23 protein-coding genes are annotated in these 20,425 nt (G+C 70.5%); 14 read left to right on the top strand and 9 right to left on the bottom strand.

From position 1 onward, the window contains the following. Window positions 1-208 precede the first annotated feature (208 nt). The gene (locus tag OG736_RS29265; protein WP_327185042.1) at window positions 209-1,438 is read right to left on the bottom strand and encodes an NAD(P)-dependent malic enzyme; all 1,230 of its coding nucleotides are present in this window, start codon (window positions 1,436-1,438) and stop codon (window positions 209-211) included. A 610-nt stretch (window positions 1,439-2,048) separates the two neighbouring features. Between OG736_RS29265 and OG736_RS29260 the strand changes: the two genes are divergently transcribed. The 3 genes from OG736_RS29260 to OG736_RS29250 are packed head-to-tail and all read left to right on the top strand — an operon-like array spanning window position 2,049 to window position 4,780. Next, on the top strand, window positions 2,049-3,011 hold the full coding sequence (locus OG736_RS29260) for an ABC transporter substrate-binding protein (protein WP_327185041.1): 963 nt from the start codon (window positions 2,049-2,051) through the stop codon (window positions 3,009-3,011). Between the two features lie 39 nt (window positions 3,012-3,050). After that, on the top strand, window positions 3,051-4,022 hold the full coding sequence (locus OG736_RS29255) for an amino acid ABC transporter permease (RefSeq protein WP_327185040.1): 972 nt from the start codon (window positions 3,051-3,053) through the stop codon (window positions 4,020-4,022). After that, on the top strand, window positions 4,019-4,780 hold the full coding sequence (locus OG736_RS29250; protein ID WP_020130738.1) for an amino acid ABC transporter ATP-binding protein: 762 nt from the start codon (window positions 4,019-4,021) through the stop codon (window positions 4,778-4,780). Before OG736_RS29255 ends, OG736_RS29250 begins: the two co-directional genes overlap by 4 nt. Window positions 4,781-4,888: 108 nt before the next feature. Here the strand turns inward: OG736_RS29250 and OG736_RS29245 are convergent, their stop codons facing one another. Then, complete coding sequence (locus tag OG736_RS29245) at window positions 4,889-5,695, bottom strand: class I SAM-dependent methyltransferase (protein ID WP_327185039.1); 807 nt, start codon at window positions 5,693-5,695, stop codon at window positions 4,889-4,891. 101 nt (window positions 5,696-5,796) lie between these two features. Between OG736_RS29245 and OG736_RS29240 the strand changes: the two genes are divergently transcribed. Continuing rightward, a complete protein-coding gene (locus OG736_RS29240) occupies window positions 5,797-6,426 on the top strand; it encodes a CGNR zinc finger domain-containing protein (RefSeq protein ID WP_020130740.1) in 630 nt (209 codons plus the stop codon). Here the strand turns inward: OG736_RS29240 and sodX are convergent. Beyond that, on the bottom strand, window positions 6,330-6,764 hold the full coding sequence (gene sodX / locus OG736_RS29235) for a nickel-type superoxide dismutase maturation protease (RefSeq protein WP_327187744.1): 435 nt from the start codon (window positions 6,762-6,764) through the stop codon (window positions 6,330-6,332). The two genes, OG736_RS29240 and sodX, sit on opposite strands and share 97 nt — an antisense overlap. Before the next feature lie 145 nt (window positions 6,765-6,909). Here sodX and sodN point away from each other — a divergent pair, with 145 nt between their 5' ends. The 4 genes from sodN to OG736_RS29215 all read left to right on the top strand — a co-directional run bounded on the left by sodN (window position 6,910) and on the right by OG736_RS29215 (window position 9,089). Continuing rightward, window positions 6,910-7,305, top strand: coding sequence for a superoxide dismutase, Ni (gene sodN / locus OG736_RS29230; protein WP_020130742.1), 396 nt, complete (start codon window positions 6,910-6,912; stop codon window positions 7,303-7,305). Window positions 7,306-7,475: 170 nt separating this feature from the next. After that, the gene (locus tag OG736_RS29225; protein ID WP_327185038.1) at window positions 7,476-7,877 is read left to right on the top strand and encodes a helix-turn-helix transcriptional regulator; all 402 of its coding nucleotides are present in this window, start codon (window positions 7,476-7,478) and stop codon (window positions 7,875-7,877) included. Between the two features lie 10 nt (window positions 7,878-7,887). Next, entirely contained in the window at window positions 7,888-8,301 is a 414-nt protein-coding gene (locus OG736_RS29220; RefSeq protein WP_327185037.1) for a VOC family protein, read from the top strand. Further along, the gene (locus OG736_RS29215; RefSeq protein ID WP_327185036.1) at window positions 8,298-9,089 is read left to right on the top strand and encodes a VOC family protein; all 792 of its coding nucleotides are present in this window, start codon (window positions 8,298-8,300) and stop codon (window positions 9,087-9,089) included. The genes OG736_RS29220 and OG736_RS29215 overlap by 4 nt, the downstream gene beginning before the upstream one ends. Window positions 9,090-9,101: 12 nt before the next feature. On the opposite strand, the gene OG736_RS29210 is transcribed toward OG736_RS29215, so the two are convergent. Both OG736_RS29210 and OG736_RS29200 read right to left on the bottom strand, forming a co-directional pair. Next, complete coding sequence (locus tag OG736_RS29210; RefSeq protein ID WP_327185035.1) at window positions 9,102-9,680, bottom strand: histidine phosphatase family protein; 579 nt, start codon at window positions 9,678-9,680, stop codon at window positions 9,102-9,104. A gap of 313 nt (window positions 9,681-9,993) precedes the next feature. Next, window positions 9,994-10,578, bottom strand: coding sequence for a dihydrofolate reductase family protein (locus OG736_RS29200; protein ID WP_327185033.1), 585 nt, complete (start codon window positions 10,576-10,578; stop codon window positions 9,994-9,996). Between the two features lie 122 nt (window positions 10,579-10,700). Between OG736_RS29200 and OG736_RS29195 the strand changes: the two genes are divergently transcribed. Next, window positions 10,701-11,306: a TetR/AcrR family transcriptional regulator gene (locus OG736_RS29195; protein WP_327185032.1), complete on the top strand. Its 606-nt coding sequence runs from the start codon at window positions 10,701-10,703 to the stop codon at window positions 11,304-11,306. Between the two features lie 154 nt (window positions 11,307-11,460). Here OG736_RS29195 and OG736_RS29190 read toward each other — a convergent pair whose 3' ends face one another. Together OG736_RS29190 and OG736_RS29185 are read right to left on the bottom strand one after the other, a co-directional pair. Next, complete coding sequence (locus tag OG736_RS29190) at window positions 11,461-12,519, bottom strand: family 2 encapsulin nanocompartment cargo protein polyprenyl transferase (protein WP_327187743.1); 1,059 nt, start codon at window positions 12,517-12,519, stop codon at window positions 11,461-11,463. Window positions 12,520-12,569: 50 nt separating this feature from the next. After that, window positions 12,570-13,976 (bottom strand): family 2B encapsulin nanocompartment shell protein, encoded by a 1,407-nt coding sequence (locus tag OG736_RS29185; RefSeq protein ID WP_327185030.1) that lies wholly within the window; start codon window positions 13,974-13,976, stop codon window positions 12,570-12,572. Between the two features lie 173 nt (window positions 13,977-14,149). Between OG736_RS29185 and OG736_RS29180 the strand changes: the two genes are divergently transcribed. After that, window positions 14,150-15,034 (top strand): 1-aminocyclopropane-1-carboxylate deaminase/D-cysteine desulfhydrase, encoded by an 885-nt coding sequence (locus tag OG736_RS29180; protein ID WP_327185029.1) that lies wholly within the window; start codon window positions 14,150-14,152, stop codon window positions 15,032-15,034. Window positions 15,035-15,055: 21 nt separating this feature from the next. Here the strand turns inward: OG736_RS29180 and OG736_RS29175 are convergent, their stop codons facing one another. Continuing rightward, window positions 15,056-16,654 carry a Na+/H+ antiporter gene (locus OG736_RS29175; RefSeq protein ID WP_327185028.1) on the bottom strand — a complete coding sequence of 533 codons (1,599 nt, stop codon included), beginning with the start codon at window positions 16,652-16,654 and terminating at the stop codon, window positions 15,056-15,058. A gap of 60 nt (window positions 16,655-16,714) precedes the next feature. Here OG736_RS29175 and OG736_RS29170 point away from each other — a divergent pair, with 60 nt between their 5' ends. The 3 genes from OG736_RS29170 (at window position 16,715) to OG736_RS29160 (ending at window position 18,809) form a co-directional block, all read left to right on the top strand. Further along, entirely contained in the window at window positions 16,715-16,975 is a 261-nt protein-coding gene (locus OG736_RS29170) for a UBP-type zinc finger domain-containing protein (RefSeq protein WP_057603359.1), read from the top strand. Between the two features lie 281 nt (window positions 16,976-17,256). Beyond that, window positions 17,257-17,670: an ATP-binding protein gene (locus tag OG736_RS29165; RefSeq protein ID WP_020130755.1), complete on the top strand. Its 414-nt coding sequence runs from the start codon at window positions 17,257-17,259 to the stop codon at window positions 17,668-17,670. A 17-nt stretch (window positions 17,671-17,687) separates the two neighbouring features. Next, on the top strand, window positions 17,688-18,809 hold the full coding sequence (locus tag OG736_RS29160; protein WP_442817089.1) for an RNA polymerase sigma factor SigF: 1,122 nt from the start codon (window positions 17,688-17,690) through the stop codon (window positions 18,807-18,809). A 37-nt stretch (window positions 18,810-18,846) separates the two neighbouring features. On the opposite strand, the gene OG736_RS29155 is transcribed toward OG736_RS29160, so the two are convergent. Continuing rightward, complete coding sequence (locus tag OG736_RS29155) at window positions 18,847-19,287, bottom strand: hypothetical protein (protein WP_327185026.1); 441 nt, start codon at window positions 19,285-19,287, stop codon at window positions 18,847-18,849. 148 nt (window positions 19,288-19,435) lie between these two features. Between OG736_RS29155 and OG736_RS29150 the strand changes: the two genes are divergently transcribed. Beyond that, the gene (locus OG736_RS29150) at window positions 19,436-20,404 is read left to right on the top strand and encodes a diacylglycerol/lipid kinase family protein (protein WP_028806993.1); all 969 of its coding nucleotides are present in this window, start codon (window positions 19,436-19,438) and stop codon (window positions 20,402-20,404) included. Window positions 20,405-20,425 lie beyond the last annotated feature (21 nt).

The raw sequence follows: 20,425 nt of genomic DNA, 5'->3' as shown, positions 1-20,425 counted from the left end.
TGAGGTACCTCCGCCCCACGGCGCCGATCGAGCGCCGGTCGGGTACTTCCGGCCCGTCCGGCGATCGAGGACGAGGCCCGTTCAGGGCCGAAGCGGGGGTGCGGGGGCGGCAGTCCCCGGGGACGGCGCCCTCGTCATCACCCGATCGGCCGGGTGGGTGGGCAAAAAAGTGGCCCCGCCGAAACCGACGGGGCCACCCACGCACACGTCAGCGACGCGCAACCCCTTCGGCCCGAGCAGCCGCAGCAACCGCCGCAGTCACCGCAGGGGCAACCCTCTCGTCGAACGGCGAGGGAATCACGTAGTCGGCGGCGAGATCGTCACCGACGACCCCCGCCAGCGCCTCGGCCGCCGCGATCTTCATGCCCTCGGTGATCCGCGACGCCCGCACCTGCAGCGCGCCCGCGAAGATCCCCGGGAACGCCAGCACGTTGTTGATCTGGTTCGGAAAGTCCGACCGCCCGGTCGCGACGACGGCCGCGTACTTGTGGGCGACGTCCGGGTGCACCTCGGGCGTCGGGTTGGCCATCGCGAAGACGAACGCGCCCTTCGCCATCGAGGCCACCGCCTCCTCCGGGACCGTCCCGCCGGAGACGCCGATGAAGACGTCGGCGCCGGCCAGCGCGACCTCCAGCGACCCGCTCAGCCCGGCCTTGTTGGTGAACCCGGCCAGCTCGCGCTTGACGTCGGTGAGGTCCTCGCGGTCCGCCGAGACGATGCCCTTGCGGTCGGTGACCGCGACGTCCCCGATGCCGGCCTCCACCAGCATCTTGGCGATGGCGACACCGGCCGCGCCGGCGCCCGAGATGACCGCGCGCAGCTCACCGATGCCCCGGCCGCTCAGCCGCGCGGCGTTACGCAGCGCCGCCAGCGTCACGATCGCCGTGCCGTGCTGGTCGTCGTGGAAGACCGGGATGTCGAGCGCCTCCTGGAGCCTGCGCTCGATCTCGAAGCAGCGCGGCGCCGAGATGTCCTCCAGGTTCACACCGCCGAACGAGGGCGCGAGGCGCACCACCGTCTCGATGATCTCGTCCACGTCCGTGCAGGCGAGCGCGATCGGAACCGCGTCCACACCGCCGAACTGCTTGAACAGAATCGCCTTGCCTTCCATGACCGGGAGGGAGGCCTCCGGGCCGATGTCGCCGAGCCCGAGCACGGCCGTGCCGTCGGTCACGACGGCGACGACGGACGACTTCCACGTGTAGTCGTTCACCAGCTCCGGCCGCTCCGCGATCGCGGTGCACACGCGAGCGACGCCGGGCGTGTAGGCGAGGGACAGGTCGTCCTTGTCGCGAACCGGGACGGTGGCCTGCACGGCCATCTTTCCGCCGCGGTGCAGCGCGAACACCGGGTCGAACGAGTCGAGGGGCTCCGCACCGCCCTCCTGGCCCGTTCGGTCGGCGCTCTCGCTGCGAGGATTGACGATCTCCGCTGCCACTGTGTCTTACCCCTTAGGTCTGCATGGTTTGAGGGTGGCCACTCCTGATTGAGAAGTGGGCGGGCATCGCGCGGGCCCCAGAGGTGATGCGTACGGGCGCCTGCGCGTCGGGCGCGCCGCACACGCGCCCTGAGCCCCGGATGAGGGGTGTAAAAATCCTTCTTACCGGACGGAGACCACAGCCGACGAGTCCATTCCGTGCAAGGTCACATGGCTCACTCTGTGGACCTTGGACAGAGGTCACCTTGAGTGACATGACTCATGCGCGAAGTCTCGCCAAGCTGCCCAGAACCCTTGACACGGACTCAAGTCGACGAACAGCGCGCACGCCGAGCGACCACACCATGAGATCAACCGAAGATCTTTCGGCCGGAACGGGGGATTCCCGCAGATGGTCCGGCTCCGTCCGGTCGTGATGTACCGGAGTGATGCGGTTCGGGGGTCGCCCGTTATCCGATTTTGACATGGCTGGCCCCCTGAATGGCGTAGTCCGAATGGCAAGATGCCGTAATCACACGAGGTCGCGACACCCGAAGGTGTGTGTTCTCGTCGACCCATCGGCATTTGTCGAACCATCGGCATCTCCATCCATCCGCCGGAGGAATCCACCATGACCGCAAGCTCCACCCGACGCTCGACCGCCGCGCGCACCCGCCTGGCAGCGGTCGGATCCCTCGCGGTCGCGGGCGCCTTGCTGCTCACCGCCTGCGGCGACCAGACCGAGGGCGGCAGCAGCTCCTCCGAGTCGTCGAGCGGCTCCGACAAGGCCCCCCTCTTCTCGAAGCTCCCGGCCGACATCCAGAAGGCTGGTGTCATCAAGGTCGGCACCAACGCCGAGTACGCCCCGATGGAGTCCGTCGAGGGCGGCAAGATCGTGGGCGTCGACCCCGACATCGCCGCCGCGCTCGGCAAGCAGCTCGGCGTCGACTTCCAGTTCACCTCGGGCGGCTTCGACACCCTGATCACCGCGGTCAACACCGGCCGCTACGACGTCGCCATGTCGTCGATCACGGACAACAAGCAGCGCCAGGAAGGCCTGGACGACAGCGGCAAGAAGCTCGGCACGGGCGTCGACTTCGTCGACTACTTCACCGCCGGCACGGCCATCTACGTCCAGAAGGGCAACCCCAAGGGCATCAAGACGATCGACGACCTCTGTGGTCAGACGGTCGCGGTCCAGCGGGGCACCACCTACGAAGAGGCCCTCCAGGCGCAGTCCAAGACGTGCACGGAGGGCGGCAAGAAGGCCCTCAAGATCGAGTCCTTCGAGAACGACACCGAGGCCCAGACCCGCGTGAAGTCCGGCGGCGCCGTGGCCGGCGTCAACGACTACCCGGTCGCCGTGGACATGGCCCGCAAGGCGGGCAACGGCAACACCTTCGAGGTCCTCGACAAGCAGTACGAGGCCGCTCCGTTCGGCATCGTCGTCAACAAGAAGAACACCCAGCTGCGTGACGCCCTGAAGGAGGCCGTCGACGCGATCATCAAGGACGGCTCCTACCAGAAGGTGCTGGAGAAGTGGGGCGCCGAGAGCGGCGCGATCAAGGCCTCCGCGATCAACGGCGGCAAGTGATCCACCCGCACCTCTTGAAGTCTTCGAAGGGCAGTCCCCATGACTGACAAGCTCGACAAGTCCTCCGCGGGCGGCGCACCACCCGAGGACACCCCACCGGTGGCCAAGGACTCGGCGTTCTCCGGCCCGCCGGAGGCCATCAAGGCCATCCCGGTGCGCCACTACGGCCGCTGGGTCAGCGCCGTGATCGTCATCGCGCTCCTGGCGCTGCTGGTCAACGCCTTCGCGAAGGGCGACATCCAGTGGGACACGGTCGGCGACCAGCTGTTCAACTCGACCGTCATCGCGGGCGCCGGACGCACCCTGCTGATCAGCGTCCTGTCCATGGTGCTGGGCGTGGTCCTGGGCGTTCTGCTGGCCGTGATGCGGCTGTCGAAGAACCCGGTGACCAGCACGGTCGCCTGGCTGTACATCTGGTTCTTCCGCGGCACCCCGGTGTATGTGCAGCTGCTGATGTGGTTCAACCTGGCGCTGATCTTCCCCGTCCTGAACCTCGGTCCGATCTACAAGGACGAGATGACGGACGTCATGACGCCGTTCATGTGCGCCCTGCTCGGACTCGGTCTGAACGAGGCCGCGTACATGGCGGAGATCTGCCGGGCCGGCCTGCTGGCCGTGGACGAGGGACAGACCGAGGCCTCGCACGCGCTCGGCATGAGCCACGCCAAGACGCTGCGCCGGATCGTCATCCCGCAGGCGATGCGGGTGATCGTGCCGCCGACCGGCAACGAGTTCATCAACATGCTGAAGACCTCGTCGCTGGTGTACGTGGTGACGTACAACGAACTGCTCCGCTCGACCTCGGTGATCGGCTCCTCGTCGTTCGCCGTGATGGAGCTGCTGTTCGTCGCCTCCATCTGGTACCTGGTCATGACCAGCGTCTTCAGCGTCTTCCAGTACTACCTGGAGCGGTACTACGCCCGCGGTTCGAGCCGCAGCCTCCCGCCCACGGTCTTCCAGAAGATCCGGGCGAACCTGCTCTCGATCGGCCGCGAAAGGAGTGCGTCATGACCGCGATGGTGAAGGCCGAGGGCGTTCACAAGTCCTTCGGCGCGGTCGAGGTCCTCAAGGGCATCGACCTGGAGGTCAAGAACGGCGAGGTGTTCTGCCTCATCGGCCCCTCCGGCTCCGGCAAGTCGACCTTCCTCCGGTGCATCAACCACCTGGAGAAGATCAACGCCGGGCGGCTGTACGTCGACGGTGAGCTGGTCGGCTACCGCCAGAAGGGCGACAAGCTGTACGAGCTCAAGGACAGCGAGGTCGCGCTGAAGCGCCGGGACATCGGCATGGTGTTCCAGCGGTTCAACCTGTTCCCGCACATGACCGCGGCGGACAACGTCATCGAGGCCCCGGTCCAGGTCAAGGGCATCAGCAAGGCCAAGGCGAAAGAGCGCGCGAAGGAGCTTCTGGACCGCGTCGGCCTCGCCGACAAGGCCGGGGCCTACCCCTCGCAGCTCTCCGGCGGCCAGCAGCAGCGCGTCGCCATCGCCCGGGCCCTGGCGATGGACCCGAAGCTGATGCTGTTCGACGAGCCGACCTCGGCGCTCGACCCGGAGCTGGTCGGTGACGTCCTCGACGTCATGCGCGACCTGGCCGAGTCCGGCATGACGATGGTCGTCGTCACCCACGAGATGGGCTTCGCCCGCGAGGTCGGCGACAGCCTGGTCTTCATGGACGGCGGCGTGGTCGTGGAGTCCGGCAACCCGCGCGACGTCCTGACCAACCCGCAGCACGAGCGGACGCAGGCGTTCCTGTCCAAGGTGCTGTAGCGGCACGGTGAACGAGAAGGGGCGGTACGGGATTCCCGTACCGCCCCTTTCCGCCGTTCGGAACCTGTCAGCGCAGGATGGCTGGTTCCGGCCTGTACGGGGGCTCGGTCACTTCAACGCCAGCAACAGGGTGTCGGAGGGTGACGCCCACACGGGCCTGGCCTCGCTGAAGCCCTGTTCGAGCAGCACACGAGCGTGCCAGGAGGCGGAGGGCGTGTCGCCCTCGGCGTGCTCGCCGTAGATCTCGAAGCGGCGGGCGGTCGGCCCGGCGAGGACAGGGTCCTCGGCGGCGAGCTGCCACCACTCGGCCCAGTCGAGCACCCCGTCGGCCCTGGCCTGATCCATGCGGGTGTGGCGCTGCGCGCGCTCCGCCGCGTTGATCCGGGGCGTCGTGTCGTCGATCATGTGGTCCGCGTTCATGAAGACACCGCCGTCGCGGACGAGTTCCGCGACCTGACCGTAGAGGGCAGCGAGGGGTTCGCTGTGCAGCCAGTGCAGGGCCGTGGCGGTCAGGACGGCGTCGTACGCGTCGTACGGCAGCCGGGCCGGCCAGTCCGGGTCCTTGAGGTCCGCCGTCACGAGGGTGACGCGGTCGTCGCCGTCGAAGGTGCCCTCGGCGATGGCGAGGAGCGCCGGGTCGAGGTCGACGCCGGTGCTGGTCGCGCCGGGGAGGCGGGAGAGCAGCCGGGCGGTGATGGTGCCGGTGCCGCAGGCGAGGTCGAGGACGCGCGGGGCGGGCCCGACGAGCCCCTCGACCATGTCGAGCATGATCCGGAAGCGTTCCTCGCGGTCGGGCATGTACCACTCCTGCTGGCGGTCCCAGCTCCGCTGCCAGGCGGCCCAGTCGGCGCCGGTCGTGACACCGGTCGTGACACCGTGCATGGCACCGGTCGTGGTCGTCTGCGCGTCCGTCATCGCAACCCTCCGCCGCGTTCGTCACGTAATACCCTGGAAGCACGAACGGCTGTTACCCCCGCCCGCACCCCGACCATAGAGCGCCACCGTAAGGACTACAAGTGGAACTGGCCTATTACTCGGACTACGCCGTGCGCCTCGTCAACAGCGAGGAACCGGCCCGGGGCAAGGACGCGCTGACCTCGGTCGAGGCAGTCCGCGCCCTTTTCGGCGGCAACCAGTCGGCGGGCCGTCGGGCCACCGACGCGGACGTCACCCGGTTCCGCTCGGTCCGGGCCCGCCTGCGCGCGGTCTTCGAGGCGGCCGACGGCGGCGACGAGACCCTCGCGGTGGACCTGCTGAACTCGCTCCTGCTGGAGTTCCCGGTGAGCCCGCAGATCTCCGGCCACGACTTCCGCGACGACGACGGCCGCCCGCTGTGGCACATGCACCTGGCCGACCACCCGTCGAACGCGACGGCGGGCTACGCGGCCATCGCGGCCATGGGCCTGGCGTTCCATCTCACCGAGTACGGCGTCGACCGCCTGGGCCTGTGCGAGGCGGGCCCCTGCCGCAACGCCTACCTCGACACCTCGACCAACCGCTCCCGGCGCTACTGCTCCGACCGCTGCGCCACCCGCGCCAACGTGGCCGCCTACCGCGCCCGCAAGCGCCTGGAGGCGGACCGGACGGCCGGCACCGGCCTCGCCGCCGACAGCGCCCAGCGCACCACCGCCAGCGGCGAACGCTGACCGGGCTTCAGCGGGCGGTAGCGCAGCCGCACCCTGCCCAGGATCAGCTCGTCGGGCACGGTCCCGTAGTCGGTGCTGTCGCCGCCGGCGTAGGTGTTGTCCCCGCGGACCCACCACCCGCCCTCGCGACGCTCCGCGGCCCGCTTGACGACGAGCAGGTCCTGCTGGAACGGATGCCGCAGCACGATCACGTCACCGACCCGGACCCGGGCGCCGTACTGCACCACCAGCCGGTCCCCCTGATACAGCGTGGGCACCATGGACGGGCCGGTCACCTCGGCCAGTCCGAAGAGCGCGGCCGCCCTCGCGCGCTCGGTCTCCTGCGACAGCTCCGGCATCGCCGGCACCTCCCCGGTCTGTTCCTCCACCAGTCTCAGTCTGACCCCGGACTTTTGTCCTAAGCCCATGGGGGCACTCGCGAAAAGCCGTCTCCCAGGGAGTAATGTCCCACCTGAGAAGACGATCACGAGGAAGGAACGCTCCATGCTTTCCCGCCTGTTTGCCCCCAAGGTCAAGGTCAGCGCACACTGCGACCTGCCCTGCGGTGTGTACGACCCGGCCCAGGCCCGCATCGAGGCGGAGTCGGTGAAGGCCGTCCAGGAAAAGATGGCCGCCAACGACGACCCGCACTTCCAGGCGCGCGCCACCGTCATCAAGGAGCAGCGTGCCGAGCTCGCGAAGCACCACGTCTCCGTGCTGTGGAGCGACTACTTCAAGCCGCCGCACTTCGAGAAGTACCCCCAGCTGCACCAGCTGGTCAACGACACCCTGAAGGCCCTGTCGGCTGCCAAGGCCTCGACGGACCCGAAGACCGGCGAGAAGGCCCTGGAGCTCATCGCCGAGATCGACAAGATCTTCTGGGAGACCAAGAAGGCCTGATCAAGGCCTGATCTTCGCCCCGGGCCGTCCGACCTGCACCGGCGCCGGTCGAAACGCCCACCTGTCCGCACCCGGTCCGCTGGCCGCCGAACAAGGCGACCCCGACGGCCCGGGTGCGGTCTCCTTTTCTCCCCCGCCCGGATGTCCGCCCTCCGTGCGATGCTGGCTCCGTGACCCTCGAGGACCTGAGACGGCTGCGGCAGGCACGTGACCGCATGGACCGTGAGTACGCGGAGCCGCTCGATGTCGCGGCGCTCGCGAGCACCGCGCTGATGTCCCCGGGCCACTTCCAGCGCAGCTTCCGCGAGGCCTACGGCGAGACGCCCTACGGCTACCTCATGACCCGGCGGGTCGAGCGCGCCAAGACCCTCCTGCGCCGCGGCGACCTGACCGTGACGGAGGTCTGCATGGCGGTCGGCTGCACCTCGCTCGGCTCGTTCAGTTCCCGCTTCACCGAGCTGGTCGGCGAGACCCCGAGCGCGTACCGGGCGCGGTCGCACGAGGCCGGCGCGGTGATCCCGTCCTGTGTGGCCCGGACGTACACCCGCCCGCTGCGCGGCAGGCACACCTAGGCTGGACGGCATGGACCTCAAACTCCACCAGTGTTTCGTCGCCGTCGACGACCACGACAAGGCCCTGCACTTCTACGTCGAGGTGCTCGGTCTCGAAGTCCGCAACGACGTCTCCTTCGAGGGGATGCGCTGGGTGACCGTCGGGTCGCCGCTCCAGCCGGACGTGAACCTCGTACTGGAGCCGCCGGGCGCGAACCCGGACTTCTCGCCCGCCGACCGGGAGGCGATGGCCCGGCTGCTCGCCAAGGGTGTGCTGCGCGGGGTCATCTTCACCACCGCCGACTGCGACGCGCTGCACGCGCGCGTGCAGGAGGCCGGCGTCGAGGTGCTCCAGGAGCCGACGGACCAGCCCTACGGGGTGCGCGACTGCGCGTTCCGCGACCCGGCGGGGAACATGCTGCGGTTCATGGAGCGGACCGGATGAGCGGACCGGTCCGCTGGGCCCACGTCTTCGTCGACCGGCCCACCCCGAGCTTCGCGCGGGCGTGCGACTTCTGGACCGCCGTCACGGACACGTCCCTCTCCGCACCCAGGGGCGAGGACGGGGAGTTCGTCACCCTGGTGCCGAAGGACGCCGGCGTCGACGCCTGTGTGAAGGCACAGGCGGTCCCGGACGGCGAAGGCGGCGCGCATCTGGACCTCTCCGTGCAGGACGTGCCCGGTTTCGTCGCGGCGGCACGGGAACTGGGCGCGGAGACGGCCGCCGCGCACGACGGCTGGGCCGTACTGCGCTCCCCCGCCGGACAGTTGTTCTGCGCGGTGCCGTGGCACGGGGAGTCCGTCCGGCCGCCCGTGGTGGCCGGCAGCCGCCTGGACCAGGTGTGCATGGACGTCCCCCCGTCGGCGTACGAGGCCGAAGTGGCCTTCTGGAGCGGCCTGTTGCCCGACTGGTCGGCCCGGCCGGGCTCCCGGCCCGAGTTCCACGTGGTCCAGCCGCCGCCGGGACTGCCGGTCCGCATCCTGCTCCAGCGGCTCGACGCGGAGAGCGCTGCCCGCGCCCATCTCGACCTGGCCTGCGGGCCCGGCGTCGACGCCGTACGCGCCCGGCACCAGGAACTCGGCGCGGTCCTCGTCGCCCGCCGACCCCACTGGACGGTGATGCGCGACCCGACCGGTGGCCTGTACTGCCTGACCGGGCGCGACGCGGAGACGGGCGGGCTGCCACGAGCCGCTTCGGCCTCGTACGCCGACGGCGGGACGTCCGACCACTGAGCGCGGAGTCGCCTACGGCCCCTCTCCCAGCGGCGCGCCCACCCGCAGGTTCCACCGTCCCGCCCGGCCGCTCAGGTCCACTGCGGTCAGCGGACGCACGTCGAGGCGCCAGAAGGCCGGTTCCGGCAGGCCCAGCGCACGGACGAGCAGGGCTCGCACGACGTCGGGTTCCACCACGGCGGTCACCCGCCCCGGAGTGCGGGCGATGTCCTCCAGCCAGGCCCCGGCCCGGTCGCACAGCTCCCGCACCGTCTCCCCGCCGTGCGGGGCATGGGACGGATCCGCCAGCCAGGACGCCACCGCGTCCGGCTCTGCGGCCGTCACCTCGGTGAGGGTCCGGCCGCGCCAGCGACCCACGTCGAGAGCGGCGAGCGCGGGTACCTGGGGCGCGGGCAGGCCCAGCGCCTCGGCGGTCTGCCGGCACCGGGTGGAGGGCGAGGCCACCGAGCGGTCCGCGCCGGGCAGCAGCGCCGCGACCGACCGGGCCCGGCGCACCCCGGCGGCGTCCACCTCACCGCTGCCGTCGTCGAATCGCGCCTCGCGCAGAGCCGAAGTGACCGCCGGTGAGATCAAGGTCACTCGGCTGGTCATCGGTCTCCGCTCGGTGAGGTCAGGAGGTCGGGGCGGCGGGGGTTTCGGGTTCCGTTTCGGATGCGGGTTCCTCTTCGGCCTCGGCGGCCGCGGCGGCCTTGTGCCGGGGGCCCGGTTCCACGTACGCCTCGCAGCGCGCGTTGTGACACGGGCCCGGCACCCAGCGCGGGACCCACGCGCCCAGCGTCTTGTGTCGCCGGACGACGGACTGCACTGGCTGCCCACAGGCGGGACAGACGCGTTGTTCCCGGTCCATGCCCTCCAGAGTAGGGCGGCACGGACCAGAGCGCTCCCCGCTGTACGTCAGTGTCGGTCAGCGTTCCCTGTCGTACGTCCGTACGACCGCGCCGTTGCCGAAGGAGCGCACCCCGCCGAAGGTGAAGCGGGCGATGTCGAAGCCGGTGCCGAACATCGGCATGCCGGCGCCGTAGACCATCGGGTAGGTCTTGATCACGAGCTCGTCGATCTCGTCGATCAGCTCGCCCGCGAGACGGGAACCGCCGCACAGGTAGATGCCGAGGCCGCCGTCCTCCGCCTTCAGCTCGCGGACCTTGTCGAGCAGACCGTCCGCGACGATCTCGACGTCCGGGGAGGGCGACTCGCCGAGGGTGCGGGAGGCGACGTACTGGCGCAGGTGCGCGTACGGGCTGGGGATGTCCTCCTTCAGCGCCACGTCGTAGCTGGCCCGGCCCTGGATGATCGTGTCGAACCTCTTGTTCTCCAGGTCGTCGAAGCCGAGCGCGCGACGGCCGTGGGTCGGCATGGTCTCCGGATACTCCGACTTGAGGAAGTCGAGGAACTCCTCGTCGACGTAGGCGACCATCGCCGAGCCGTCGCCGTTCACGTCTCCGATGAAGCCGTCGACGGAGCAGGCGATGAAGTACGTGAGCTTTCGCAAGTGGGGCTCTTTCCGTAGGCTGACTTTCTGACCACTCCAGTTGTAGTACTTCAGCTGTAGTGGTTGCAAGCGGGTTTCCCGGTGTTTCGGGAAACGGAGGCAAGTGAGAGAGAAGGTTCCGCATGGCCGGAAATCCGGAGCGCCGGGCGGCCCTGGTGGACGCCGGGGTGGAGGTTCTCGCACGCGAGGGCGCGCGAGGGCTCACGTTCCGTGCGGTGGACTCGGCGGCCGCGGTGCCGGTGGGCACCGCCTCCAACTACTTCACCGGGCGCGACGACCTGCTGCGGCAGATCGACGCCCGGCTGCACGTCCGGCTGGCGCCCGACCCCGAGCTGCTGGGCGCGCTGCTGGCGCAGCCGCGCGACCGCTCCCTGGTCACGGCGTTCATGCACGACCTGATGGCCCGCGCGACCCGTGACCGGAGCGGCTACCTCGCCCTGCTGGAGATGCGTCTCGAGGCCACCCGGCGCCCCGAGCTCCGCGCTTCCTTCACCAGGTCGGTGCGCGGCGACCTCGACCACGGCATGTTCTTCCACCGCGAGGCCGGCCTGCCAGGCGGCGACGAGACCGTCGTCGTCCTGTACCTCGCGATGCTCGGGCTGATCCTGGAGCACCTGACCCTGCCGGGCGTCCTGGACGGCGTCCTGCCGGGGGTGGGGGTGCCGGAGGGGCTGGTGGAGCGGATCGTGGCGACGATCGTCCCGGACGGCGCCGGGGAACCCGCGTAGGACGCACGGCGGCGGGCCCCGCACACCGTGGGGATGTGCGGGACCCGCCGTACCGGAACCCGCCGGAGATCAGTCCGGCTTCCTCCGTCGTCCCTCCTCGTCCTCCTCGTCCTCGTCCCTCCTGGACCTCGGACCGGTCAGGTCCAGTCCGGTCCTAGCTGCTGCGCCGGGTCACGAACTCCGCCAGGGACAGCAGGCCGCCCGCCGACTCCGGGTCCGGGATCGCCCGGGCCAGTTCGTGCATCGCGCGGGCCATACGGTCGGCCGCCTGCTCCTGGGCCCACTCACGGCCGCCGGCCCGTTCGACGGCCAGCGTCGTGCGGTCCAGGTCGGCCGGGTCGTAGGGCGCCGCGTACAGCTCGGCCAGTTCGGCGGCCGCCGGGGCACCGGAGGTCAGCGCGGCGACCACCGGCAGGGACTTCTTGCGGGCGGCGAGATCCGCGCCGGCCGGCTTGCCGGTGTGCCGCGGGTCTCCCCACAGGCCGATGACGTCGTCGATGAGCTGGAAGGCGAGCCCGGCCTCCCGGCCGAACGCGTCCAGCGCGTCCACGTCCTCCTCGGCCGCCCCCGCGTACAGCGCGCCCACGGCACAGGCGCAGCCGAGCAGCGCTCCCGTCTTGGCCTCGGCCATGACGAGCACCTCGTCGAGGGTGATCTCGGCGGGGCCGCGCTTCTCCATGGCCGTGTCCGCCTGCTGGCCGGCGCAGAGTTCGACCACACAGGCCGCGACCCGGCGGGCGGCCGCCGAGGACGCGGGATGCGGGTCCGCGGCCAGCAGCCCGAGGGCGAGAGCCTGGAGGGCGTCCCCGGCGAGGATCGCGTCGGCGTCGCCGAACACGGTCCAGGCGGTGGGGCGGTGCCGGCGGGTGGTGTCCCGGTCCATCACGTCGTCGTGCAACAGCGTGAAGTTGTGGACCAGTTCGACCGCCGCGGCTGCCCGCAGGGCCGCCGCGCGGGCCGCCGGGCCACCGAGCGCGGTGGCCGCGGCGAGCACGAGGGCCGGGCGGATCGCCTTGCCCGCGTTGGCGGCCGCCGGGGTGCCGTCCGCGTGCTCCCAGCCGAAGTGGTAGAGCGCGACCCGGCGCATGGAGCCGGGCAACGAGTCGATGGCTTGGCGCAGTTCGGGGTCGACCGACGCCCGGGAACGCTCCAGGATCACCGCCGCGTCGTGCCCGTCGGCCGGCCCCGGACCACTGTCGCCCTGGCTGCCGATGGGCCTCCGCCTTTCGCGCGTCTCACCCCGGTACCGCCTGATGGCGGAAGTCACCGCCAGCGGCCGATCTCGACGTTCTCCAGGACGCCCAGCGCGTCCGGCACCAGGACCGCGGCCGAGTAGTAGGCCGTGACCAGGTACTTGATGATGGCCTGTTCGTTGATGCCCATGAACCGCACGGACAGGCTCGGCTCGATCTCGTCCGGGATTCCGGACTGGCGCAGGCCGATGACGCCCTGGTCCTCCTGGCCCAGACGCAGCGCGATGATGGAGCTGGTGCGGGCCGCGGTGACCGGGATCTTGTTGCACGGGTAGATCGGCACCCCGCGCCAGGTCGGGATCCGGTTGCCGCCGACGTCGATCGTCTCCGGGACGAGCCCGCGCTTGTTGAGCTCACGGCCGATCGCGGAGATCGCGCGCGGGTGGGCGAGCAGCATCTTGGTGCCACGCCGCCTGCTGAGCAGTTCGTCGAGGTCGTCCGGGCCGGGCACGCCGTCGTGCGGCTGGAGCCGCTGGTCGTACTCGCAGTTGTGCAGCAGCCCGAACTCGCGGTTGTTGACGAGCTCGTGCTCCTGGCGCTCCTTGAGCGCCTCGACCGTCAGCCGCAACTGCTGCTCGGTCTGGTTCATCGGCTGGTTGTACAGATCGGCCACGCGCGAGTGGATGCGCAGGACGGTCTGGGCGATGCTCAGTTCGTACTCGCGCGGCCGGGCGTCGTAGTCCACGAACGTGTGCGGGATGTCCGGCTCGCCGGCGTGACCGGCGGCGAGGTCGACCTCCTTCTCGCCGTACTTGTTGGTGCGCTGTTCGGGGATCGCGCGCAGCTGCTGGAGATGCTCGCGCAGGGATTCGGCACGCTCCGCGACCTGCTCGACGTCCTGCCGGGCCAGGATCAGCACCGTGCAGGCCGTGTCCGCGCGGGCCGTGTACTCCCAGATGGCGTCCGCGTCGAGCAGCGCCTGGTCGCCGAAGTACGCGCCGTCCGCGAGGACGCCGAGCACCTGGTCGTCGCCGTAGGGGCCGGTGCCGACCTTCTCGACGCGGCCGTGCGCCAGCAGGTAGACCTCTTCGCTCTGGCTGCCGAAGGAGGCGATGACCTCGCCCGGACCGAACTCCCGCTGCCGGCAGCGGGAGGCGAGTTCCCCGAGCACCTCCTCGTCCTCGTAGGAGCGGAGCGCGGGCAGTTCGCCCAGCTCGGCCGGGATGACCTCGACGCGGTCGCCGGTCTTCACGAACGTGATGCGGCCGTCGCCCACCGCGTACGTCAGACGCCTGTTGACCCGGTACGTACCGCCCTGCACATCCACCCAGGGCAGATTCCGCAGCAGCCAGCGGGAACTGATCTCCTGCATCTGCGGTGCGGACTTGGTCGTGGTGGCCAGGTTCCGCGCGGCCGCGGTGCCGAGACTCTGCTGCGGCTTGCCCGAATCCGCGCGGACCTCTTCGCCTACCGACATGAGAAATGCCCTCCCGATTCATGCACGGACGCCGAACTGCGCCGATGCACTTCGTTCACGCGGCAAGCCTTCCATCACGGTGTGTGCTCGTGCTATTACCCGAAAGAGCGGGAATGGATCTACGTGGGCAGGGAAGAGGTACGTTTCACCGAACGGTGTTCGACAATGAGCGGGTGACCGACCTCCGCCCCCGCCTGCCCTCTCCCCTCCAGGAAGTGTCCGACGACCGGTTCGGGCGGTACGGCGTCCGGCTGCTGCTGAAGCGGGACGACCTGATCCACCCCGAACTGATCGGCAACAAGTGGCGCAAGCTCGTGCCCAACCTGGAGCGGGCGGCGGGACGGACGCTCCTCACCTTCGGGGGCGCCTACTCCAACCACCTGCGGGCCACGGCCGCCGCCGGCCGTCTGCTGGGACAGCCCACGGTGGGCGTGGTGCGCGGCGACGAACTGGCCGGCCGGCCGCTGAACCCGTCCCTGGCCCGATGCGCGGCCGACGGCATGCGCCTGCACTTCGTGGACCGCGCGACCTACCGTCGCAAGACCGAGCCGGACGTGGTCGGGCAGCTTCTGGACACGGTCGGCGCGCGGGACGCGTACGTCGTGCCCGAGGGCGGCAGCAACGCGGCGGCGGTCCGCGGCTGCCGGGCCCTCGGCGAGGAGCTGCGGGGCCGCACCGACGTCGTCGCCCTCGCCTGTGGCACCGGCGGGACCCTCGCCGGCCTGGCGGCCGGCCTCGCCCCCGGTCAGCGAGCCCTGGGCGTACCGGTTCTCAGAGGCGGGTTCCTGGGCGACGGGATACAGGCGCTGCAGGAGGAGGCGTTCGGCGGCAGGCGGGGCGAGTGGCGGCTCGACGAACGCTTCCACTTCGGTGGCTACGCCCGGGTCACCCCCGAGCTCGAGACGTTCGCGGCGGACTTCGAACGACGCCACGGAGTGCCGGTGGAACATCTCTATGTCGCCAAGTCGCTCTACGGCCTTGTCGCCCTGGCCGAGGAGGGCGCCTTCGCGCGCGGGACGACCGTGACGGCCGTGATCACGGGCCGCCCGTTCCCGTGAGACGACGGCGGACGGCCGCGCCTACGCCGTCTCCCGGAACGCCGCCGCCTCCTCCAGGTCCAGCCGGCGCAGCAGCGTGCGCAGCATCTCGTCGTCGATGTAGCGGCCGTCCCGCAGCCGGACGAACATCTCGCGCTCGGCGCTGATCATCTCGCGCGACAGACGCCGGTAGGTGTCGTCGACGGTCTCGCCGGTGACCGGGTTGACCTGCCCGAGGCGCTCCCAGACGGCGTTGCGGCGCCGCTCCAGGACGCTGCGCAGCCGGTCGGCGAGCGGCGGCGGCAGAGCGTTGCGCTCGTCGGCGAGCAGCGCGTCCAGGCGCTCCTCGGCGACCCGGGAGGCCTGTGCCTGGGCGTTGGCCTCGGCGAGCGTCGCGGCCTGCGGGTCGGGCTCGGGGAACTTCAGCAGGCGGATCAGCGGCGGCAGGGTCAGCCCCTGCACCACCAGGGTGCCGATGACCGTCGTGAAGGTGAGGAAGAGGATCAGATTGCGGTGCGGGAAGGGCTCCTCGCCGTGGTCAACGGTGAGCGGGATGGAGAACGCGATGGCGAGCGAGACCACACCCCGCATGCCCGCCCAGGCGATGACGATCGGTCCCCGCCAGGTCGGGTTCTCCTCCCGCGCGCGGATACGCGCCGACAGCAGCCGGGGCAGGAAGGTCGCCGGGTACACCCACAGGAAGCGCGCCGCCACGACCACGAGGAACAGCGCGACGGCGTACCAGGCGGCGTCCACGCCCTCGTAGGCGCCGAGACCCTTCAGGACGACCGGGAGCTGGAGGCCGATCAGCGCGAAGACCGCCGACTCCAGGACGAAGGCGACCATCTTCCACACGGCATCCTCCTGGAGGCGGGTCGCGAAGTCGACCTCCCACGCGCGGTGGCCCAGGTAGAGCGCGACGACGACCACCGCGATGACGCCGGAGGCGTGGAACTGCTCGGCCGCCGAGTAGGCGACGAAGGGGATCAGCAGGGAGAGCGTGTTCTGGAGCAGGGGTTCCTTGAGGTGGGTGCGCAGCCAGTGCAGCGGGGCCATCAGGATCAGGCCGACGGCGGTCCCGCCGACCGCCGCCACCAGGAACTCCTCGATACCGCCGGCCCAGGACGCGCCCTCGCCGACCACGACCGCGAGGGCCACCTTGTAGGCGGTGATCGCGGTGGCGTCGTTCAGCAGCGACTCGCCCTGGAGGATCGTGGTGATCCGTGACGGCAGGCCGACCCGGCGGGCCACCGCCGTGGCCGCGACCGCGTCCGGCGGCGCCACCACCGCGCCCAGCACCAGCGCCGCCGTCAGCGGCAGCCCGGGGACGATCAGATAGGCCGCCCAGCCGACGGCGAAGGTCGCGAAGAGCACGTACCCGACCGACAGCAGGGCCACCGGCCGCAGCTGGGCGCGCAGGTCGAGATAGGAGCTGTCGGTGGCCGACGTGTACAGCAGCGGAGGCAGCAGGAGCGGCAGCACGACGTCCGGGTCCAGGGTGTAGTCGGGCACCCCCGGCACATAGGACACCACCAGGCCGACCGCCACCAGCAGCAGCGGCGCGGGCACCGGGGTGCGCCGGGCCGCCGCCGCGAAAGCCGCACTGCCGGCCACCAGCAACAGCAGTGGCATCACGTCCATGTCCAGCCCGCCCTCGTTTTTCCGCGCGGTCGTCCGCACGCCCGTCGTAATCTGGCAATCATGAAACAGTGCACGCACGCCGACGCGCTGCCCCACCCGGAACCCGTCCCACTCGGCGAGACGTGTCCGGAGTGCCTGCGGGACGGCACCCACCCGGTGCAACTTCGGCTGTGCCTGACCTGCGGCCACGTCGGCTGCTGCGACTCCTCGCCCAGCCGGCACGCCACGGCGCACCACAAGGAGTCGGGTCACCCGGTGATGCGGACCTTCGAACCCGGCGAGAACTGGCGATGGTGCTTCGTCGACCATGTCCTCGTATGAGGAGCCCCGTATGAGGAGACCATGACGCCCCGGCCGTCCGGCGGGTACGGTTCGACCATCTGACGCCTGGGTACGTCAACCCGGCGCGCCCTGTTCCCATTTGGGCCGACCGACCCCTAGACACGGAGCGTGTTCACAGCTTTACTGTGAGTGACGCCAGGGGGTTGGGGTCCCGGGGACAGAAACTTGAGAGCGCGATAGCGTCACCGCTGCACCACACACGCGTTACCCCGGGGGGCGACCCTCGGCCCCGAAAAGCTTGTACCACCTTGGAGGTGAGGGTGTCCCAGATCGCAGGCGAGCCCGCGACCCAGGACTTCGTGGAAGTCCGGCTGCCGGCTGCGGGTGCCTACCTGTCGGTGCTGCGGACGGCCACGGCCGGCCTCGCAGCCCGTTTGGACTTCACCCTGGACGAGATCGAGGACCTGCGCATCGCGGTGGACGAGGCTTGCGCGATCCTGCTCCAGCAGGCCGTGCCCGGCTCGGTACTCAGTTGCGTGTTCCGACTCGTCGACGACTCGCTGGAGGTCACCGTCTCCGCGCCGACCACGGACGGACACGCCCCCTCACGGGACACCTTCGCCTGGACCGTCCTGTCCGCCCTCGCGGGCAAGGTGTCCTCCGCCGTCGACGAGGACAAGACCGTGACGATCAGTCTCTACAAACAACGCGGCGCGGGACCCGGGCCGGCGTGAGGAACGGGGACGGGCCGGTGCGGGACGAAGAGCGCGGCACACGGGAGCTGCCGGCCGAGAACGCCGAGATTCCAGTCTCTCCGGACGGTTCCCGACGCATGGCGGACGGCATCGACGGCATTCCCGAGCAGGCCCGGCCGCATCCGGAGGACGACTCGGTCCCCGCGCAGGCGGGCCTGCCGGAAGGTGCCGTGCAGGGCTCGCCTCGGGAGAGGCGGATCGGGGGCTCGCCCCCGGGCCGAGCAGAGGCGAGGGCTCGACAGAGGGCGACGGGCGGGACAATGAGCGAGCACCAGCGAGACGGCGAACAGAGCGTGCCGGGCACGCAGCACGAACCACCGGCCGCCCCTGTGCCGGCCACCCCCGTGCCGGTACCCCCCGCGCCGGGGGACCGCAGCGGAGCACGGGCGATGTTCATCGAGCTGCGCAAGCTCGAGAACACCAGTGCCGAGTACGCGGAGATGCGCAACCAGCTGGTCCGCATGCATCTGCCGCTCGTCGAGCACCTCGCGCGGCGCTTCCGCAACCGCGGCGAGCCGTTGGACGACCTCACCCAGGTCGCCACCATCGGCCTGATCAAGTCGGTCGACCGCTTCGACCCGGAGCGCGGCGTGGAGTTCTCCACGTACGCGACCCCGACGGTCGTCGGCGAGATCAAGCGCCACTTCCGCGACAAGGGCTGGGCGGTGCGGGTACCGCGCCGGCTCCAGGAGCTGCGCCTGGCGCTGACCACGGCGACGGCCGAGCTGTCGCAGCAGCACGGCCGCTCCCCCACGGTCCACGAGCTCGCCGAGAAGCTGGCGATCTCGGAGGAGGAGGTGCTGGAGGGCCTGGAGTCCGCCAACGCGTACTCCACCCTCTCCCTGGACGTGCCCGACACCGACGACGAGTCACCGGCGGTCGCGGACACCCTCGGCGCGGAGGACGAGGCGCTGGAGGGCGTCGAGTACCGGGAGTCCCTCAAGCCGCTTCTGGAGGACCTCCCGCCGCGCGAGAAGCGGATCCTGCTGCTGCGTTTCTTCGGCAACATGACCCAGTCGCAGATCGCGCAGGAGGTCGGCATCTCGCAGATGCACGTCTCGCGTCTGCTGGCCCGCACGCTGGCCCAGCTGCGGGAGAAACTGCTCGTCGAGGAATAGCGGCACAAGCGGTACAGAGGAGCGGCAGCGGGAAGGCCTACTCCGATGCGCGGCCCGGCCCCCGGATCCCGAGGGCCCGGGTCGTCTCGCCGTTGACGATCAGGACGAGCGAGGCGACGGCGGTGGCCGCGAGCGCGATGCCCGCCGGGATGGCCAGGCTGTCGGCCTGCAGAAGGTTGTAGGCCACCGGCAGCGCCATGATCTGGGTGATGACGGCGGGTCCCCGGCTCCAGCTGCGCAGGCCCAGCAGCCCACGGGCGGCGAGCAGCGGCAGCAGCGCGAGCACGATCAGCGTGACACCGCCCGTGACGGCCTGCTGTCGGTCGCCCGGGTCGCCACTGATCCCCAGGGCGAGCATGCACACCCCGCCGACGACCAGCGCCAGCCCCTCCAGGGCGACGAGCGCGGCGGCGTACGTCAGCCGGCGCGGGCGGGGTCCGGCGGTTTCCGGGGCGGCGGAAGTCTCGTCACTGCTCACCCCAGAAGGGTAGCCCGCACCTCTGAGCGGGCGCCGGGCCGGCCGCGCGCGAAGGCGTGGCGCTCGTGTCGAGGCTCACTCCGCGATCTCTTACCCGATCCCCACCTCGGCCTGTGCCCGGTACCACCCAGTAGGTACGCTGCAACTCATGCGTGCACTTCTCGTGGTCAATCCGGCGGCAACCACTACGAGTGCACGGACGCGCGACGTCCTCATCCACGCGCTCGCGAGCGAGATGAAGCTCGAGGCGGTCACCACCGAGTACCGCGGACACGCGCGTGACCTGGGCCGCCAGGCGGCGGACAGCGGAAACGTCGATCTGGTGGTCGCCCTCGGCGGCGACGGCACGGTCAACGAGGTGGTCAACGGCCTCCTGCACGCCGGCCCCGATCCGGAGAACCTGCCCGGCATAGCGGTGGTCCCCGGTGGTTCCACCAACGTCTTCGCCCGCGCCCTGGGACTGCCCAACGATCCGGTGGAGGCCACCGGCGCGCTGCTGGACGCCCTGCGTGAGGGCAGTGAGCGTACGGTCGGGCTCGGCCTCGCGGCGGGTACGCCGGGCACGGAGGACGAGGCGGTGCCCTCGCGCTGGTTCACCTTCAACGCGGGACTGGGCTTCGACGCCGGGGTGGTGGGGCGGGTGGAGCAGCAGCGCGAGCGCGGCAGGAGATCCACCCACGCTCTTTACATCCGTCAGGCCATGCGCCAGTTGTTGGGTGAGTCACAGCGCCGGCACGGGTCGATCACCCTGGAGCGTCCGGGTGCCGAACCGGTGACCGATTTGGTGCTGTCCATAGTCTGCAACACGGCTCCGTGGACCTATCTGGGCAATCGCCCGGTGTACGCGTCGCCTAAGGCCTCGTTCGATACAGGGCTCGACGTACTGGGTCTCAGCCGTCTGTCCACGGCCTCGGTTGCCCGATATGGCACCCAGTTGCTCACTTCGTCCCCCGAACGGGGCCCGCACGGCAAGCACGCCGTCTCCTTGCACGATCTGGACCAGTTCACCTTGCATTCGAAGGTCCCCTTGCCCCTTCAGATGGACGGTGACCACCTGGGGCTGCGAACAAGCGTGACGTTCACAGGCGTACGCCGTGCACTGCGTGTGATTGTGTGAGCAGAAAGGGCTGAAGTCCTT

Source organism: Streptomyces sp. NBC_01334 (assembly GCF_035983595.1).
Taxonomy (GTDB): domain Bacteria; phylum Actinomycetota; class Actinomycetes; order Streptomycetales; family Streptomycetaceae; genus Streptomyces; species Streptomyces coriariae.
The sequence above is the reverse complement of the archived record's forward strand: the minus strand, read 5'-3'. Positions and strand labels throughout refer to the sequence as shown.

Coding starts and splice junctions, on each gene's coding strand:
- OG736_RS29260 (WP_327185041.1), top strand. CDS start 2,049: ATGACCGCAAGCTCCACCCGACGCTCGACCGCCGCGCGCACCCGCCTG.
- OG736_RS29185 (WP_327185030.1), bottom strand. CDS start 13,976: ATGTCGGTAGGCGAAGAGGTCCGCGCGGATTCGGGCAAGCCGCAGCAG.
- OG736_RS29195 (WP_327185032.1), top strand. CDS start 10,701: ATGGCCGGAAATCCGGAGCGCCGGGCGGCCCTGGTGGACGCCGGGGTG.
- OG736_RS29175 (WP_327185028.1), bottom strand. CDS start 16,654: ATGGACGTGATGCCACTGCTGTTGCTGGTGGCCGGCAGTGCGGCTTTC.
- OG736_RS29210 (WP_327185035.1), bottom strand. CDS start 9,680: ATGACCAGCCGAGTGACCTTGATCTCACCGGCGGTCACTTCGGCTCTG.
- OG736_RS29215 (WP_327185036.1), top strand. CDS start 8,298: ATGAGCGGACCGGTCCGCTGGGCCCACGTCTTCGTCGACCGGCCCACC.
- OG736_RS29220 (WP_327185037.1), top strand. CDS start 7,888: ATGGACCTCAAACTCCACCAGTGTTTCGTCGCCGTCGACGACCACGAC.
- OG736_RS29150 (WP_028806993.1), top strand. CDS start 19,436: ATGCGTGCACTTCTCGTGGTCAATCCGGCGGCAACCACTACGAGTGCA.
- OG736_RS29255 (WP_327185040.1), top strand. CDS start 3,051: ATGACTGACAAGCTCGACAAGTCCTCCGCGGGCGGCGCACCACCCGAG.
- OG736_RS29170 (WP_057603359.1), top strand. CDS start 16,715: ATGAAACAGTGCACGCACGCCGACGCGCTGCCCCACCCGGAACCCGTC.
- OG736_RS29245 (WP_327185039.1), bottom strand. CDS start 5,695: ATGACGGACGCGCAGACGACCACGACCGGTGCCATGCACGGTGTCACG.
- sodX (WP_327187744.1), bottom strand. CDS start 6,764: ATGCCGGAGCTGTCGCAGGAGACCGAGCGCGCGAGGGCGGCCGCGCTC.
- sodN (WP_020130742.1), top strand. CDS start 6,910: ATGCTTTCCCGCCTGTTTGCCCCCAAGGTCAAGGTCAGCGCACACTGC.
- OG736_RS29250 (WP_020130738.1), top strand. CDS start 4,019: ATGACCGCGATGGTGAAGGCCGAGGGCGTTCACAAGTCCTTCGGCGCG.